At 72.3% G+C, this 14827-nt stretch carries 15 protein-coding genes; 8 read left to right on the top strand and 7 right to left on the bottom strand.

Annotation, left to right across the window (positions count from 1 at the left end; all coding sequences use genetic code 11):
* The first annotated feature begins 98 nt into the window (after window positions 1-98).
* The 3 genes from BIU98_RS02715 to BIU98_RS02705 all read left to right on the top strand — a co-directional run bounded on the left by BIU98_RS02715 (window position 99) and on the right by BIU98_RS02705 (window position 2261).
* Window positions 99-413 carry a thiamine-binding protein gene (locus BIU98_RS02715; protein WP_071271092.1) on the top strand — a complete coding sequence of 105 codons (315 nt, stop codon included), beginning with the start codon at window positions 99-101 and terminating at the stop codon, window positions 411-413.
* Between the two features lie 53 nt (window positions 414-466).
* Window positions 467-712, top strand: a complete 246-nt coding sequence (locus BIU98_RS02710) for a hypothetical protein (protein ID WP_139200533.1) — start codon at window positions 467-469, stop codon at window positions 710-712.
* 280 nt (window positions 713-992) lie between these two features.
* The gene (locus tag BIU98_RS02705) at window positions 993-2261 is read left to right on the top strand and encodes an MFS transporter (RefSeq protein WP_071271086.1); all 1269 of its coding nucleotides are present in this window, start codon (window positions 993-995) and stop codon (window positions 2259-2261) included.
* 547 nt (window positions 2262-2808) lie between these two features.
* On the opposite strand, the gene BIU98_RS02700 is transcribed toward BIU98_RS02705, so the two are convergent.
* From BIU98_RS02700 to BIU98_RS02675, 6 genes are all read right to left on the bottom strand, one after another.
* Complete coding sequence (locus tag BIU98_RS02700; RefSeq protein WP_071271083.1) at window positions 2809-3480, bottom strand: response regulator transcription factor; 672 nt, start codon at window positions 3478-3480, stop codon at window positions 2809-2811.
* 86 nt (window positions 3481-3566) lie between these two features.
* A complete protein-coding gene (locus tag BIU98_RS02695) occupies window positions 3567-4889 on the bottom strand; it encodes a hypothetical protein (protein WP_083392909.1) in 1323 nt (440 codons plus the stop codon).
* Window positions 4886-6043 (bottom strand): sensor histidine kinase, encoded by a 1158-nt coding sequence (locus BIU98_RS02690; RefSeq protein ID WP_071271080.1) that lies wholly within the window; start codon window positions 6041-6043, stop codon window positions 4886-4888. The genes BIU98_RS02695 and BIU98_RS02690 overlap by 4 nt, the downstream gene beginning before the upstream one ends.
* Window positions 6044-6397: 354 nt before the next feature.
* The gene (locus BIU98_RS02685; protein ID WP_071271077.1) at window positions 6398-7597 is read right to left on the bottom strand and encodes a homoserine O-acetyltransferase; all 1200 of its coding nucleotides are present in this window, start codon (window positions 7595-7597) and stop codon (window positions 6398-6400) included.
* A 241-nt stretch (window positions 7598-7838) separates the two neighbouring features.
* Complete coding sequence (locus tag BIU98_RS02680) at window positions 7839-9170, bottom strand: bifunctional o-acetylhomoserine/o-acetylserine sulfhydrylase (RefSeq protein ID WP_071271270.1); 1332 nt, start codon at window positions 9168-9170, stop codon at window positions 7839-7841.
* 250 nt (window positions 9171-9420) lie between these two features.
* Complete coding sequence (locus tag BIU98_RS02675; protein WP_071271074.1) at window positions 9421-10512, bottom strand: acyltransferase family protein; 1092 nt, start codon at window positions 10510-10512, stop codon at window positions 9421-9423.
* Between the two features lie 105 nt (window positions 10513-10617).
* On the opposite strand from BIU98_RS02675, the gene BIU98_RS02670 reads away from it, so the two are divergent.
* The 5 genes from BIU98_RS02670 (at window position 10618) to BIU98_RS02650 (ending at window position 14056) form a co-directional block, all read left to right on the top strand.
* Window positions 10618-11391: an SDR family oxidoreductase gene (locus BIU98_RS02670; RefSeq protein ID WP_071271071.1), complete on the top strand. Its 774-nt coding sequence runs from the start codon at window positions 10618-10620 to the stop codon at window positions 11389-11391.
* A 61-nt stretch (window positions 11392-11452) separates the two neighbouring features.
* Window positions 11453-11983: a phosphoribosyltransferase gene (locus BIU98_RS02665; protein ID WP_228508107.1), complete on the top strand. Its 531-nt coding sequence runs from the start codon at window positions 11453-11455 to the stop codon at window positions 11981-11983.
* Window positions 11980-12693, top strand: a complete 714-nt coding sequence (locus BIU98_RS02660; RefSeq protein ID WP_071271068.1) for a Type 1 glutamine amidotransferase-like domain-containing protein — start codon at window positions 11980-11982, stop codon at window positions 12691-12693. Before BIU98_RS02665 ends, BIU98_RS02660 begins: the two co-directional genes overlap by 4 nt.
* 6 nt (window positions 12694-12699) lie before the next feature.
* Window positions 12700-13386 (top strand): uracil-DNA glycosylase, encoded by a 687-nt coding sequence (locus tag BIU98_RS02655; RefSeq protein ID WP_071271065.1) that lies wholly within the window; start codon window positions 12700-12702, stop codon window positions 13384-13386.
* Between the two features lie 58 nt (window positions 13387-13444).
* Window positions 13445-14056 carry a GNAT family N-acetyltransferase gene (locus BIU98_RS02650; protein WP_071271062.1) on the top strand — a complete coding sequence of 204 codons (612 nt, stop codon included), beginning with the start codon at window positions 13445-13447 and terminating at the stop codon, window positions 14054-14056.
* 5 nt (window positions 14057-14061) lie between these two features.
* On the opposite strand, the gene BIU98_RS02645 is transcribed toward BIU98_RS02650, so the two are convergent.
* The coding region (locus BIU98_RS02645; protein WP_083392907.1) for a FadR/GntR family transcriptional regulator at window positions 14062-14827 on the bottom strand (766 nt) is incomplete at its 5' end.

The following is a 14827-nucleotide window of genomic DNA, read 5'->3' as shown; positions in this document are numbered from 1 at the left end:
GGTGGGTCGCGCGGGTCGGGTCCGGTCGGGCGGCCGGGAGGCTCGGATCACCTTCCCGGGTCTGGTCCGGACCCCGCGTCGCGGGGCAGGATGGACGCATGATCGTCGCGTTCTCCGTCGCCCCGTCCGGTGGTCCCTCCGAGCAGCCGGACGGGTCCGTGCACGACGCCGTCGCGGCGGCCGTGCGGGTCGTCCGCGAGTCCGGCCTGCCCAACCACACGTCCTCGATGTTCACCGAGGTCGAGGGGGAGTGGGACGAGGTCATGGCCGTCGTGAAGGCCGCGACCGAGGCCGTCGGGGCGTTCGGCACCCGGGTGTCGCTCGTGCTCAAGGCCGACATCCGACCCGGGTACACGGGCGAGCTCGAGGGCAAGGTCGCACGCCTGGAGACGGCGCTCGACGGCGGTTCCTGACCGCTCCACGACACGCCGCCCGGGTCCCGCTGATGTCGGTGGTCGGGTGTGTCATGAGTACAGACGGACACAGCGGGTGTCCCGTCCCGGACCCCGAGGAGACCGTGATGATGCACGACGGCTGGTGCCCCGACTGTGACCTGCGAACGGTCGTCATCGACTCGGACGAGTCCGGTTCCGGCAACGCCTGGGCGTCCTGCACGGAGTGCGGCGTCGGGTGGATCCACCGCGACGACCACCGGTCCGATGCGTCGCGTCGTCCCGCTGTGCAGCAGCCCGCGGAGCGTCGCGCAGCCTGACTCCCTTCGGAGTTGGTCGACGTGGGGCGTCGACGGGCTCGAATCGATTCGGTCGAGGGCTTTCGGCGGCGCTTTGGAGCGGTCTACACTGAACCGACCGGGTCGCTCAGCTGACTCGGTCGCTTCCGTTCACCGCCGAACGGGCCGGCCCAGACGCCGGTCGTGACGATGCGGTCCGGACGCCGGGCCTCGGACGGCCCCGTCGACGCCGCTCTGCCAGCTGCTCGACCGACAGGTCCGTGGCCGGTCCCGCCCGCACCTCGTTCGAAGACCAGGCACCATGTCCCAGCTCACGCCGGCGCGACGCGCGCTCGCGATCACCGCCCTCGCCCTCGGCGGGTTCGCCATCGGGTCGACCGAGTTCGTCGCGATGGGCCTGCTGCCGAACATCGCGGCCGCACTCCTGCCGACCCAGTACTCGGCCGACCCGGATGCCGGCATCGCGCACGCCGGGTGGCTCGTCAGCGCCTACGCGCTCGGCGTCGTCGTCGGCGCTCCGACCATCGCCGCGATGAGTGCCCGGTTCCCCCGCAAGGGCCTGCTCATGGTGCTGCTCGTCGGGTTCGTGGTCGCGACCGTGGCCAGCGCGGTGCTGCCCTCGTTCGGACTCGTCCTGGTCGCACGCTTCGTCGCCGGGCTCCCGCACGGTGCGTACTTCGGCATCGCCTCGATCGTCGCCGGCGACATCATGGGTCCGGGCAAGCGCGGCAAGGGCATCGCGATGGTGTTGCTCGGTCTGTCCGTCGCGAACGTCGTCGGGGTGCCCGCGATCACCTGGATCGGACAGACGTCCGGGTGGCGCGTGGCCTACGGCGTCGTCGCCGTCCTGTTCGCCGCGACGTTCCTCGCCGTGTCCGCGTTCGTCCCGCGGTCGGCTCGGGACGAGTCCGCGTCGATCCGTCGGGAGCTCAGTGCCTTCCGCGTGCCGCAGGTCTGGCTCGTGATGGGGCTCGGAGCCGTCGGCTTCGGCGGGTTCTTCGCCGTCTACTCGTACATCTCGCCGCTCGTCACGAACGTCACCGGGCTGCCAGAGGCCGCCGTGCCGCTGGTGCTCGTGGTCGTCGGACTCGGCATGGTCGTCGGTGGTGTGCTCGGCGGGCACCTGGCGGACCACAGTGTCAAGCGCACGATCTACATCGGGATGTTCGCGCTCATCGCCTCGCTGCTCTTCATGGTGCTCACCGCGCAGTGGACCGTCGGCGTCTTCGTGGGGGCGTTCCTGCTCGGTGCGACCTCGTCCGCGATCCCGCCGGCGGTGCAGTCCCGCCTGATGGACATGGCCGGAGACGCCAGGACCATCGCGGCGGCGCTCAACCACTCCGCGTTCAACATCGGCAACTCGCTCGGTGCGGCCCTGGGCGGCGCGGTCATCGCAGCCGGCTTCGGGTTCCTCGCGCCGGGGTGGCTCGGCATCGGGCTCGCGCTGCTCGGTGTCGGCATGACGGCGATCAGCTACGGAGTCGAGCGTCGGACGAACCGCCGCGCGGCAGCGTCCGCCGCCGAGCACACCTCGACGGGCCCGATCGAGGCCCCGGTCCCGGTCGGCTGACCCGGGCCCTCGTCGTCCCCGGGCGGTGAAGCCGCACTTCGTGTCGGGTCGGCGCGGGCTGAGGTGACACGAAGTGCGATCTCAGCGGGACCGGGCGGGCGTCGAGTGGTCGCGACACCCCGTTGGTGTGTCGTCGGGTGGTGGGTACTCGTCGTTGTCGGGGCCGGCGGGCGACGACTCGTGGCCGCTCGGCGGACGCGAGCGGGGTGTCGTGACCGCTCGGCGTGGTGGTGGTGCGCTTCTCCTGGCGGTGAAGTCGCACTTCGTGTCGGGTCGGCGCGAGCTGAGGCGAGACGAACTGCGATTTCGGTGGGATCCGGGCGGGTGCCGAGTGGTCGCGACACCCCGTCGGTGTGCCGTCGGGTGGTCGGCGCTCGTCGTTGGCGGGGCCGGCGGGCGACGACTCGTGGCCGCTCGGCGGACGTGAGCGGGGTGTCGTGACCGCTCGGCGTGGTGGTGGTCCGGGACGTTCCGGGCGGTGAAGTCGCACTTCGTGTCGGGTCGACCGGGGTCGAGGCGACACGGAGTGCGATCTCAGCGGGGCGGGCTACAGGCCGTGGGGGCTGCCGTCCTGGACGATGATGCCGTCGGTGATCGCCCGCTTCCGGAGCGCCACCTTCGTGCCCACGTCGAAGCCGGCCACGCGGTACTTCTCGCGGATGCGCTTGAGGTAGCTCTTGGCGGTCTCCTCGGAGATGCCGAGCTGGTACGCCACGCTCTTGACGGGCTCGCCACCGCCGTAGAGCGCCATGACGCGACGCTCCTGGGCGCTGAGCTTCGGCACGCCGCCGACGTCGCCGGAGTTGATCGCGAGGTCGAGCTCCGCGGACACGTACTGCTCGCCGCGCTGGGCGGAGCGGATGGCCTCGACGATCATGTCGGCGTCCTCGCTCTTCACGAGGTAGCCGAGGGCGCCGGACCCGAGGGCCTCGCGCACGACGTTCGGCTCGGAGTACGTGCTCATCACGACGGTCTTCACGCCGGCGGTCTTCAGCGTCGAGATCTTCAGCGAGACCGGGATCGAGTCCTTGAGGTCGAGGTCGAGGAGCACCACGTCCACCGGGAACGCCGGGCTCGTGAGGAGCTCCGGCCAGGTCGTCACGGCTGCGACGAGCGTGATGTCGTCGGCGGCGCCCCGGATCCACTCGGTCAGCGCGCCGAGGAGCATCCTGTGGTCGTCGACGAGTGCGAGTCGGATCGGTTCCTCTGGAGTCGCCATGTCGGCGTCCTTTCTCGTGGTCTGCGTGGCCGAGCCTAGAGGTCGGCTGCACGCTGGAGGCGCAGGTGGTCAGGGTGTCCGGCAGGTCACATGTTCGGGTGCCGACTCACGACGCAGTGGGCGACGATGTGCAGGACGCCCTCGCGGACGTTCTCCGTGTACGGGCCGATCCGCTGCAGACCGCTCCAGGCGGGCGGTCCGAGGCGTCGACGCGGCACCCCGCGGGACTCGATGACGATCGGGACGTCCATGGTCTCGTCGGAGACCGGGTGTCCCGCCGTGCCGACGGGCCCGAGCGTGACCGAGACCACCGGGACGCCCGGCTGGTGACCGCGGCCGTCACCGACCATCTGCCACAGCGCCTGGAGGAGTCCGTCGCGCTGCGCGGGTGTGAGGTGTCCGGCGAGGGAGCTCGGGTCGGCGACGCTGACGGCGCGGCCGAGGTGGTCGGACTCGGTGATGGCGTGGTAGAGCCAGGTCTCGCGGCGGCCCTCGATGAGGTGCAGGCGGAGTTCGGTGGCGAGTGAGGCCGCGACCGAGGAGGAGGCGTCGGACAACGGCAGCGGGTCGGTGCCGTTCGCCACGGCGTCGAGGAGTTTCTCGGCGGCGAGGTCGAGGCGGGCGAGTTCGTCCGAGGCCAGCATCCCGACGGCGAACTGCGGGGCGCCGACGTTCGACTGCACGAGGACCCGGTCGAGTTCGCGCTGCACGAGCTGCCGGAACCGGTGCGTGACGAAGATGGCGACCGACGGCGGGACGATGACGAGCGCCAGCAGGGAGAACAGCCCGGGGATCGTGTCGGTCGTGATCGGGGTCGAGGCGAGCGACATCCCGATGAAGGCCAGCCCGAGGACGGCGATCGCGGCGGCGACCTCCCGCGCCGGCCGTAACGTGGCGACCGGCAGCAGCGCGAACCCGGCGGCGACCGAGGCGCTGGCCGTGTGGGCGAGGTCGTGCTCGGGCCAGATGCCGATGAAGTCGAGCGTGACGACGCAGCTGAGCACGACGCAGATGAGCCCGAAGGCCACGCCGGTGAGCCGTTCGCCGTAGGTCATGACGCTGAGCCCGACACCGACGGCGGCGACGATGAACAGCATCCACGCGGCGGCGGGGAGCCACGGGTCCTGGTACCCGGACCAGCCGGACAGGAAGAACACGATGCCGGAGACCGCTTCGAGCGCCGTCAGCACCGCCGCGCCGAGGCCGAGGTGCCCTGCACCGAGGGACGCACCCGGCTTGGCGGCCTGCCGCAGAGACCGTGCACCCGTGGAGGTGGAGGGCAGGCCGCGCGCCTGCCGACGTTCCGTGCCCCGGTACCGCTCACGAGCCTCCCGGCGGGTCCGCGGAGCGGGCTGTCTGGTCTCGCCGGGCAGACTGCGGCCGATGGTGTCCTCGGGGGTGCGGGTCATCTGGGCGCCTCCAGGACGACGGTGGTGCCGGAGCCCGGCGCGGAGAACAGGCGGGCGTCGCCGCCGACCTCGCGGAGGCGGTTCACGACGCTCTCCTTGAAGCCGAGGCGTTCCTCGTCGATGAGGCCGATCTCGAAGCCGACCCCGGAGTCGGTGACCATCGCGCGGACCATGTCGTTGTCGTGGACGATCGTGACGTGGGCCTCGGCGACGCCCGCGTGGCGGCGGACGTTCTCCAGGCACTCGGCGAGGGCGAGCAGGAAGGCGTCGAGCACCTGCGTCGGCAGGAGGACCTGGCCGGTGCCGTGCCAACTGACCTCGAGGCCCATGCGGCCGAAGCGCTGCTTGACCGACTCGAGGGTCTGCCCGAGCGGGGACTCCTCGGCGCGGGTGAGCGAGTAGTCGCCGGACTGCTGCGGCTGCGGGGTGGCACCGAGGCGCAGGTGACGGAGCAGTCGAGCGTCCTCGGCGGCCTGCTCACGCATGGCCTGCTCGGACACGCCGACGCCGGAGTGGGCCAGGAGCGTCAGGGTGGCGAGGACGGTGTCGTGGAGCAGCCGGGCGCCCTGGCGGCGCTGGGCCTCGGTCTCGCTGGCCTGCCGTTCGGCGCGGTGCGCGGTGCCGATGCTGTAGATGCGGCGGGCGACGCGGGGGATGCTGCGCGAGATCCAGTAGGCGACGACCGCGGTGAGGACCCACCCGAGGGCGGTGCCGCCGACGGGGGAGGACAGCACCGAGCCGGTCGCGGTGGTCATGATCACGAGCGACGCTCCGCCGCCGAGCACCGTCAGCGCGAGGCCGACCAGGTGCCCGCGCTGGGCCATCAGCATCGAGGACAGCCCGCCGGCCGCGAGCGGGACCAGCGCGCTGGCGACGACCTGGCGCAGGTCCGGCTGAGCGTTCGCGAGCAGGACGACGAGCGCGGTGAGGCCGGAGACCTGCGTCAGCGCGGTCCACCACACGGCACCGTTCCAGCCGAAGGCGACGAGTGCGCCGAGCATCACGACGATGCACGCGACGCCGATGGCGAGCGGACCGGCCGGAACGGCGAAGGCGCAGAGCACCCCGACCAGGCTGACGAGGGTGCACACGATGCCGACGACACGGGTCGTCGACCGGAGCAACCGGTCGCGTTCCTGAGCCAAGGGTTCCATCGGGGTCCTGAAGCGTCTGTCCTCGTCGGTGGAGCGAGGGTCGTACGGGAAGGCATCCGAAGTGGACGCTCAGTCATCATTCCACGAGCGGCACTCGTTGGGGGGTGTTCGGCACACCCGGTTGTTCGGTTTGGCAACGATGTCGTCACGACTCGCGTGGACAGACCGTGCGCAACGGGTGTCGTGGGCGGATCGCGGACAGTCGGGCCGCGGGGCGGACCGTCGGGCGCGGCGTGGCGGGAACGCGGTGAGCGGACAACGCGGACGTGTCACCGCGGCGGGCGGGGCCGCGCAGCACGCGCATCTGTGGGCCGCCGCGCGTCACCGCCCGCCGCCCGCCGCGCCCCGCCCGCCTCAGCCGAGCAGCCGCGCCAGGTGCGCCCCGACCGCCTCGTGCTCGATGAGGAACCCGTCGTGCCCGAACTCGCTCGCGATCACCGCGGCCCGGTCCCCGTCGAGGGTGTCGGGCACCCCAGCTGCGATGCGGTGCTGGTCCTCGACCGGGAACAGCCGGTCGCTGGAGATCCCGACGACGAGGGTGCGCGCCGTGATCCGCCCGAGCGCCGCGGCCACCCCGCCCCGCCCGGTACCGAGGTCGTGGGAGTCCATCGCGTGGGTCAGCGTCACGTAGGTGGAGGCGTCGAACCGCCGCGTGAACTTGTTGCCGTGGAAGTCGAGGTAGCTCTCCACCGAGAAGCGGCCGTCCTCGCCGAGCGGTGACACGTCGGACTGCCACGACCGGTCGAACCGCCCGTTCAGCTCGTCGGACGCCCGGTAGGTCATCATCGCCATCCGCCGCGCGAGCGACAGCCCCCGCGACGGCCCCTCGCCGGGTTCGGCGTCGTGGTAGTCGCCGCCCGCGAAGCCCGGGTCCATCTGGATCGCGGCGCGCTGCAGCGAGTTCGCGGCGATCTGGTCGGCGGTCGTCTGCGCGGTGGTGCTGAGGACGGCGAGCCGCTCTACGCGCGACGGGTGCGAGGCCGCGAACTCGAGCGCGTGCATCCCGCCCATCGACCCGCCGACGACGGCAGCGAAGCGCTCGACACCGAGCGTGTCGGCGAGCCGCACCTGCGCCGCGACCTGGTCGCGGACGGTCACGAACGGGAACCGAGAGCCCCACTCCACCCCGTCCGGCGAGACCGAGGACGGCCCCGTCGAGCCCTGGCAGCCGCCGAGCATGTTCGGCGCGACGACGAACCAGCGGTCCGTGTCGATCGCCCGGCCCGGCCCGACGACGTCGCCCCACCAGCCGGCCGTCCGGTGCCCGGGCCCGGCGTCGCCGGTGACGTGCGAGTCCCCGGTGAGGGCGTGGAACACCAGGACCGCGTTGTCCCGCGCGGCGTTGAGGGTGCCCCAGGTCTCGTAGGCGATGCGCACGCTCGGCAGCCGGCCGCCGCGCACCCACTGCTCGCCGAGCGACACGAAGTGCCGCGCCCCGACCGGGTCGCCCGGGCGCCAGGCACCGGTCACGGGCGGCTTGCCGAGGGTGCCGAGAGCGGTGCCGGGCACCAGGGTGGACGGCACGGAGTCCTCGGGCGTCGTCTGCCAGTCCATGGTCCGTCCATTCTCGTGGCCCCCGGTGCACGCCGTCGCCGTGTTACGTGGGTGGGCGGTCGCCTCCACCCGGCCGGGAGGCTCGGCCCGGGTCCGCGAGGCGGGCGCGGGTCGTCCGCCGCGCGGCTCGGTGGCGCCTCCGGCCCGGCGCCGCCGTCCCGAGCGACAACGTCGAGGTCGTACGACAGCGACGTTGTCGCTCCGAGTCGGGAGGGGGAGGAGGGAGCGCGCGCGCCCCGAGCTACACCCGCAGCCCCGCCTGCGCCACGGCGCGGGCCGCGGCGAGCCCGGCCTCGAGGTCGGCCTTCAGGTCCTCGACGTTCTCGATCCCGACCGACAGCCGCACGAGCCCCGGCGTGACCCCGGTGGTCAGCTGCTGCTCGGGCGTGAGCTGCGAGTGCGTGGTCGACGCCGGGTGGATCACGAGCGAGCGGACGTCACCGATGTTCGCCAGGTGCGAGAACAGCTGCAGGGTGTCCACGAGCGCCCGGCCCGCGTCCACGCCGCCCTTGAGCTCGAACGACAGCACCGCGCCGACGCCCTTCGGCGCGTACCGGTTGGCCGCGCCGTACCAGGGCGAGGTCGGCAGCCCGGCGTAGGCGACGGTGGCGACGTCGGGGTGCGCGTCCAGGAACTCCGCGATCTCCTGCGCGTTCGACACGTGCCGCTCCATCCGGAGGGAGAGCGTCTCGATGCCCTGCAGCAGCGCGAAGGCGGTGTCGGGGGAGTTCGACGCACCGAGGTCGCGGAGCAGCTGCACCCGGGCCTTGACGATGTAGGCGAGTTCGTTGCCGACGGCCTGCGCGAACACGACACCGTTGTACGAGGGGTCGGGGGCGTTGAACTCCGGGAACTTCTCCGGGTGCTCGGACCACGGGAACGTGCCGCCGTCGACGAGCAGCCCGCCGATGACGGTGCCGTGGCCGCCGAGGAACTTCGTCGCCGAGTGCACGACGATGTCCGCCCCGTGCTCGAGCGGACGGATGAGGTACGGCGTCGCGATCGTGTTGTCGACGATGAGCGGCACGCCGGCGCCGTGCGCGACGTCGGCCACGGTCCGGATGTCGAGGACGTTGATGCGCGGGTTGCCGATGGTCTCCGCGAAGAACAGCTTCGTGTTCGGGCGGACCGCGCGGCGCCACTCCTCGGGGTCGTCCTGGTCCTCGACGAACGTGGTCTCGATGCCGAGCCGCGCGAGCGTGTACTTGAACAGGTTGTACGTGCCGCCGTAGATCGACGACGAGGAAACGATGTGGTCCCCGGCCTGCGCGATGTTCAGCACCGCGTACGTCTCCGCCGCCTGGCCGCTGGCGACCAGGAGCGCGCCGGTCCCGCCCTCGAGCGCGGCGATGCGCTGTTCGAGGACGTCGTTCGTCGGGTTCATGATCCGCGAGTAGATGTTGCCCGGCTTGGCCAGCGCGAACAGGTCACGCGCCTCGTCCGAGTTCGCGAAGACGTACGAGGTCGTCTTGTAGATCGGCGTCGCGCGGGCACCCGTGGTCGGGTCCGGCTGTGCGCCCGCGTGGATCTGCGTGGTCTCGAACCGCCACTGCGCGGCGTCGTTCTCGGTCATCTCGTGCTCCTGTCCGTGCAGCTGGTCGTCGGGTCGGCGGTGCGGTCGGGAGGCTCGGTGCGCCGTCGCGACGCTGGTCACGGTACGGACGTGGCCGCGCCCGCACCAGCGCACCCGTCTCGTGACGTAACGCTTGGGCGGTTCTGCGCGCCCGTCTGCCGGCGGTGACCACGGGGGATCGGTCGCGGCCTGCCGCGACGTCGCGCGCTGCCGACTGAGCGCAGCGAAGACGACCGCCTGCGCGGGGATGTCACTGGGGGTCCTTGCGGAAGAGCCAGCCGACGTTCGGTTCCAGCAGCCACCGCATGCCGCGGCGGACGAAGGGCTGCGCCAGGAACAGGCTCACGACGCAGGCGATGCCGACCATGAGGAGCACGTAGGGCCAGGCCGAGTGCTCCCCAGCGAGGATGCCGGACTCGCGGATGGGGTAGAGCAGGAACGTGTGCAGCAGGTACACGTACATCGTCGCGGCGCCGAACTGCGTCAGCCAGACGGTCCGCCGCGGGACGAGCACCAGGAACGACGCGGTCAGCAGCGTCGCGAGGAGCATCAGCCCGAACCGCACGCCGCCGGCCCACCACGCGTCCTCGCCGAGGCCCGAGTACGAGTCGTCGTAGAAGAACCAGTGGTGCAGGTCGAACTCCTTGAACTGGGGGATCCACAGCGCACAGGACACCGCCCACGCCAGGAACACGACGCCGGCGGCGACGCGGACCCGGACGACGGTGCGCCTCGAGGCCTCGTACCAGCGGTCGAACACGCCCCACTGCTTCACCTGCCAGCCGAGCAGGAAGAACGGCAGCAGGCTGATCGCCCGCGACAGCGAGAGCGTCGAGTCGACGTTGTCGAAGTACCCGACACCGATGCTGAACACCACGGCCCAGAACAGCGGCCACCGCAGCTGCGCGAGGTACGGCAGGATCAGCCGGAAGATCCCGAGCGCCAGCAGGAACCACAGCGTCCAGGTCGGCTGCGTCGGGTTGAACTTCTTGCCGCCCTCCACCAGCGCCTGCACGACGGTCCAGATCGTCTGCATGATGATGTACGGCACGACGATGTCGGTGATCGTCCGACGCATGCGCTTGCCCGTCGGGGTGTCTGCGGACGAGAAGTACCCGCTGATCACGCCGAACGCCGGCATGTGGAACGCGTAGATGAACGTGTAGAGCGCCAGGGCGTGCTCGCTCGCGGGCGTCTGCCGCTGGATCGCGTGGCCGATCACCACGAGGGTGACGGCGAGGAACCGCGCGGTGTCCCACATCGGGATGCGTCGCGGCGTGCGTCCCGGTTCGAGGTTGGTGGCCGGGGCTTCGGGGGCCGGCGGCGCTGCGTCCGTGGTCATCGGTGGTCACGGTACCGGAACGCGACCGCGCCGGGTCGGTACGGTGGTCGGGACCGCTGGACCGCGCCACCACCGGCACGGTCGGCACCACCTGGAGGAACCCACATGGCACGTCGCGTCGTCGTCACCGGAGCGAGCTCGGGGATCGGGGCAGCCACCGTCCGGCTGTTCCGACAGCGTGGATGGGACGTCGTCGCCGTCGCCCGTCGAGCGGACCGGCTGGCGGCGCTCGCCGAGGAGACCGGCGCCGACACGGTCGTGGCCGACGTCACCTCCGCCGAGGACGTGGCCGCGCTCGCCGCCCGGGTCGAGGAGCTCGGCGGGGCCGACGTGCTGGTGAACAACGCCGGCGGCGCGTTCGGGTCCGCCACGGTCGAGGCGTCGGACGTCGAGGACTGGCGCGCGATGTTCGAGGTGAACGTGATCGGCACGAAGCGCGTGACCGCTGCGCTGCTGCCGTCGCTCCGTCGTCGTGCGGCGGCGACCGGTGGCGCGGACGTCGTCACCGTGACCAGCACGGCCGGGTTCGTCTCCTACGAGAACGGCGGCGGCTACAACGCGGCGAAGGCCGGCCAGCACGCGCTGCTCGGTGCGCTCCGCCTCGAGCTCAACGGCGAACCGATCCGCGTGGTCGAGATCGCGCCGGGCATGGTGAAGACCGACGAGTTCGCCCTGGTCCGCTTCGGCGGGGACACGTCGAAGGCCGCGGCGGTCTACGACGGCGTCGAGGACCCGCTGTCGGCGGACGACGTCGCCGAGGCGATCGTGCACGCGGTCGAACTGCCGGCGCACGTCAACCTCGACCTGGTGACGATCCGGCCGGTGGCGCAGTCGGCGCAGCACAAGCTGGCGCGCGGGCTGCTGTCGCCCAGGGCGTAGCACGCGCCCGGGCTGCGACTGCGGGTCGCGGCGGCGGGGTCCCTGCCGGTAGCGTGGTCGGATGCCGATCAGCAGCGAGCCCGCCGAACCCACCTCGTCGGGTGTCGTGACCGTGACGAGCGGGCCAGAGGTCCTCGGGTGGCTCGAGTTCGGCGACGCGGCACGGCTGCTCGCCAAGGACGTCCTGTCCGGTGGTTTCGAGCCCGAGGTCGTCGTGGCCGTCGCCCGCGGTGGCCTCATCGTCGCCGGTGCCGTCGCCTACGCGCTCGGCACGAAGGAGTGCGGCTCGATCAACGTCGAGTTCTACACCGACGTCGAGCAGCGCCTCGAGGAGCCCGTCGTGCTGGCACCCGCGCTCGACGCCCCGAGCCTGGCCGGCAAGCGCGTCCTGGTCGTCGACGACGTGTCCGACTCCGGCCGGACGCTGGCCCTCGTCGTGGACATCATCACCGAGGCCGGCGCCGACGTCCGGAGCGCCTGCCTCTACTCCAAGCCCGGCACGGTGCTCGAGCCCGACCACGTGTGGCGTCGGGTCGACGGCTGGATCACGTTCCCCTGGAGCGCCCTCGCACCCGTGACGGCCGAGTCGTGAGCATCCACCTGGTCGGTGGCGGGCTCCTCGCCGCATCGGACGCCGCAGCACCCTTCCTCGCCGAGGCCACGGCCCGCTCCGCCGCCGTCGGTCGGGACACACCGCGCATCGGACTGCTCTCCGTCGCCGACGCCTCGGGGACCTCGCCGTCCTCGACCGCCGACATCGCGTCCGTCCTCGGTGACGGTGCCGAGGTCCTGGTGACCGAGGTCAAGCCCGGGCAGCCGTTCGACACCACGGTGCTCAGCGGCATCGACGCCCTCGTCGTCGGGGGTGGCCGCACGCCGGACTACCTCGACGCCGTGGTCCCGCTCGTCGACCAGATCCGCCTGCTCGTCTCCGACGGCCTGCCCTACCTCGGCTACTCGGCGGGCGCGATGATCGCGGCCGACCGTGCCCTGGTCGGCGGCTGGCGCGTCGGTGGCGTCGAGGTCTGCCGACAGGACGCCTCCGAGGGGCTCGACGAGGTGGAGCTCCGCGAGGGGCTCGGACTCGTCGACCTGACCATCGACGTGCACGCGGTGCAGGCCGGCACGATCAGCCGGCTCATCGCCAGCGCCGAGGCCGAGTTCGTCACCGCGGGGCTCGCCATCGACGAGGACACCGTGCTCGTCGTCGGTGAGGGTGCCCTCGAGGTCCGCGGCTCCGGCAGCGTCTGGCGTGTGGTCAGCGGCGACGACGCCGTCTCCGTCGCCACCATGGGCGCGTAGCACCCCGTGCAGCCACGGCCGCTCGCCGACCTCGTCGACCCCGGGTGGGCCGAGGCGCTCGCTCCCGTCGAGGAGGACGTCCACCGGCTCGGGGACTGGCTCCGTGAGGAGACCACCGCCGGTCGTCCGTACCTGCCAGCGGGCGCCGCGGTGCTCCGGGCGTTCGAGTACCCCTTCGACGCCGTCAAGGTGCTCGTCATCGGGCAGGACCCCTACCCGACACCCGGGCACCCGATCGGGCTGTCCTTCGCCGTCGACCCCGAGGTGCGTCCGGTGCCGAGGAGCCTGGCGAACATCTACCGCGAGCTCCACGACGACCTCGGCGTGACGCCCCCGCAGCACGGCGACCTGCGCCCCTGGTCCGAGCGCGGCGTGATGCTGCTCAACCGCGTCCTCACGGTCACCGCTGGCGACGCCGGCAGCCACCGCGGCAAGGGCTGGGAGCGGGTCACCGAGCAGGCCGTCCGGGCGCTCGTCGAGCGTGACCGACCCCTGGTCGCCGTGCTCTGGGGCGCGCAGGCCGGGTCCGTGAAGCCCTTCCTCGGGGACACCCCGATCGTCGCGTCGGCGCACCCCAGCCCGCTCAGTGCCTCGCGCGGGTTCTTCGGCAGCCGTCCCTTCTCGCAGGTGAACGAGCTGCTCGTCGCCCAGGGTGCCGACCCCGTCGACTGGACGCTGCCCACCCAGCCGTGACGAGCCTCCAGGCCGTCCCCGTGACCGCCCGCCGGGGGTGACCCGTAGGCTCTGGGACGTGCTCGAGGAGGAATACCGCCAGCGGCGGGTGCTGCCGCGGCATCTCCGTGCGCCTGCGCCGACGGAGACCGCGTTCGCGTGGTCGATCCGGGCCGCGGAGCCGACGGACCTGCCGGACATCCGCGAGGTCCACGCGCACTACGTGCGGAACTCCTCGGTGACCTTCGACGGCGCGGTGCTCTCGTTCGCGGCGTGGAAGCAGCGCTACGACCAGATCCGGCGGCGCGGGCTGCCGTTCCTGGTGGCCGTGAACCCGTCCGGGCAGCTCCTCGGCTACGCGCTGGTCGACCCGTGGAACCCACGTGACCGGTCGAACCACGTCGTGGAGAACTCGATCTACCTCGGCCCGGCGTCCGGTGGCAAGGGGCTCGGGCGGGCGCTCATGGAGGCGCTGCTCGACGAGTGCGGGGCCGCGGGCGTCCGGGAGGTCGTGGCCGTGATCGCGGACCGGTCCGCCGACGCCTCGATCCGGTTGCACCAGCGGCTCGGGTTCCAGGAGGTCGGCCGGATGGGCAAGGTGGGCTACAAGTACGACCGGTGGCTGGGCACGGTGACGATGAGTCTGCGGTTACGTGGGCCGCGGACGCGCCGGGTGGCGCCGCGGGGCTGACCGGATCAGGCGTGCCGGTCCGGCTTTCCCCGCGGTCCTGGCTGTGGTTCCGGTGCTGTCCGGGTGCGCCCGGCGGTGCCGGCCTCGGCGACGAACTCGTCCCGCGTCACGCCGACCATCGCTGCGGAGGCCGCCGAGGCCGCAGCTGGGTCACCCGCGACCAGCGCCCGACCGACGGCGACGTGCCGCTCTGCCGCAGCTCCGGTCCACCGGGTGATCGTGTCGCGGGACTCGCTCGTCCTGGTGCGCAGCAGGGCCTCGACGGTGCCGGCGAAGTGCGCGAAGACGGTGTTGCCCGACCCGGTCAGGAGCGCCCGGTGGAAGCGGACATCGGCCTCGAGGTACGCCTGACCGTCGTCGCGTGCGGCGGATTCGACCATCGCGAGCGCGGCCTCCAGGACCGGGTCCGTCACGTCGGCACCGCGGGTGGCCGCGAGCGAGGCGGCGACCGGCTCGATCCCCAGTCGCAGTTCCAGGAGCTCCCGCTGCTGGACGAAGTACCCCCTCGAGGCTCCGCGCCACCGGATGACGGCGGGCGCGAGGAGCTCCCATGACGTCGGCGGGAGCACCTGGGTGCCGACACGCTGCCGCGGCTCGACCAGGCCCAGGGACTGCAGGACGCGGAGCGCCTCGCGGACGACGGAGCGGGAGACGCCGAACTCGGTCGCGACGTCCTCTGGGCGGATCACGGCGCCGGGCGACACCGTGCCGCCGACGATGCGCTGCCCGAGGGTGTCGAGCACGTGGGCGTGCAGGCCGCGGGACGTGGTC

Origin of the sequence: Curtobacterium sp. MMLR14_010 (assembly GCF_001865015.1) — a bacterium.
In the GTDB taxonomy this organism is placed as follows: domain Bacteria; phylum Actinomycetota; class Actinomycetes; order Actinomycetales; family Microbacteriaceae; genus Curtobacterium.
Note: the sequence above shows the minus strand (reverse complement) of the source record. Positions and strands in the feature narration are given on the sequence as shown.

Bases quoted from the DNA above. Each gene is read 5' to 3' on its own strand.
- BIU98_RS02680 (WP_071271270.1), bottom strand. From the start codon at position 9,170: ATGACCGAGAACGACGCCGCGCAGTGGCGGTTCGAGACCACGCAGATC.
- BIU98_RS02695 (WP_083392909.1), bottom strand. From the start codon at position 4,889: ATGACCCGCACCCCCGAGGACACCATCGGCCGCAGTCTGCCCGGCGAG.
- BIU98_RS02700 (WP_071271083.1), bottom strand. From the start codon at position 3,480: ATGGCGACTCCAGAGGAACCGATCCGACTCGCACTCGTCGACGACCAC.
- BIU98_RS02665 (WP_228508107.1), top strand. From the start codon at position 11,453: ATGCCGATCAGCAGCGAGCCCGCCGAACCCACCTCGTCGGGTGTCGTG.
- BIU98_RS02705 (WP_071271086.1), top strand. From the start codon at position 993: ATGTCCCAGCTCACGCCGGCGCGACGCGCGCTCGCGATCACCGCCCTC.
- BIU98_RS02685 (WP_071271077.1), bottom strand. From the start codon at position 7,597: ATGGACTGGCAGACGACGCCCGAGGACTCCGTGCCGTCCACCCTGGTG.
- BIU98_RS02670 (WP_071271071.1), top strand. From the start codon at position 10,618: ATGGCACGTCGCGTCGTCGTCACCGGAGCGAGCTCGGGGATCGGGGCA.
- BIU98_RS02710 (WP_139200533.1), top strand. From the start codon at position 467: ATGAGTACAGACGGACACAGCGGGTGTCCCGTCCCGGACCCCGAGGAG.
- BIU98_RS02690 (WP_071271080.1), bottom strand. From the start codon at position 6,043: ATGGAACCCTTGGCTCAGGAACGCGACCGGTTGCTCCGGTCGACGACC.
- BIU98_RS02715 (WP_071271092.1), top strand. From the start codon at position 99: ATGATCGTCGCGTTCTCCGTCGCCCCGTCCGGTGGTCCCTCCGAGCAG.
- BIU98_RS02675 (WP_071271074.1), bottom strand. From the start codon at position 10,512: ATGACCACGGACGCAGCGCCGCCGGCCCCCGAAGCCCCGGCCACCAAC.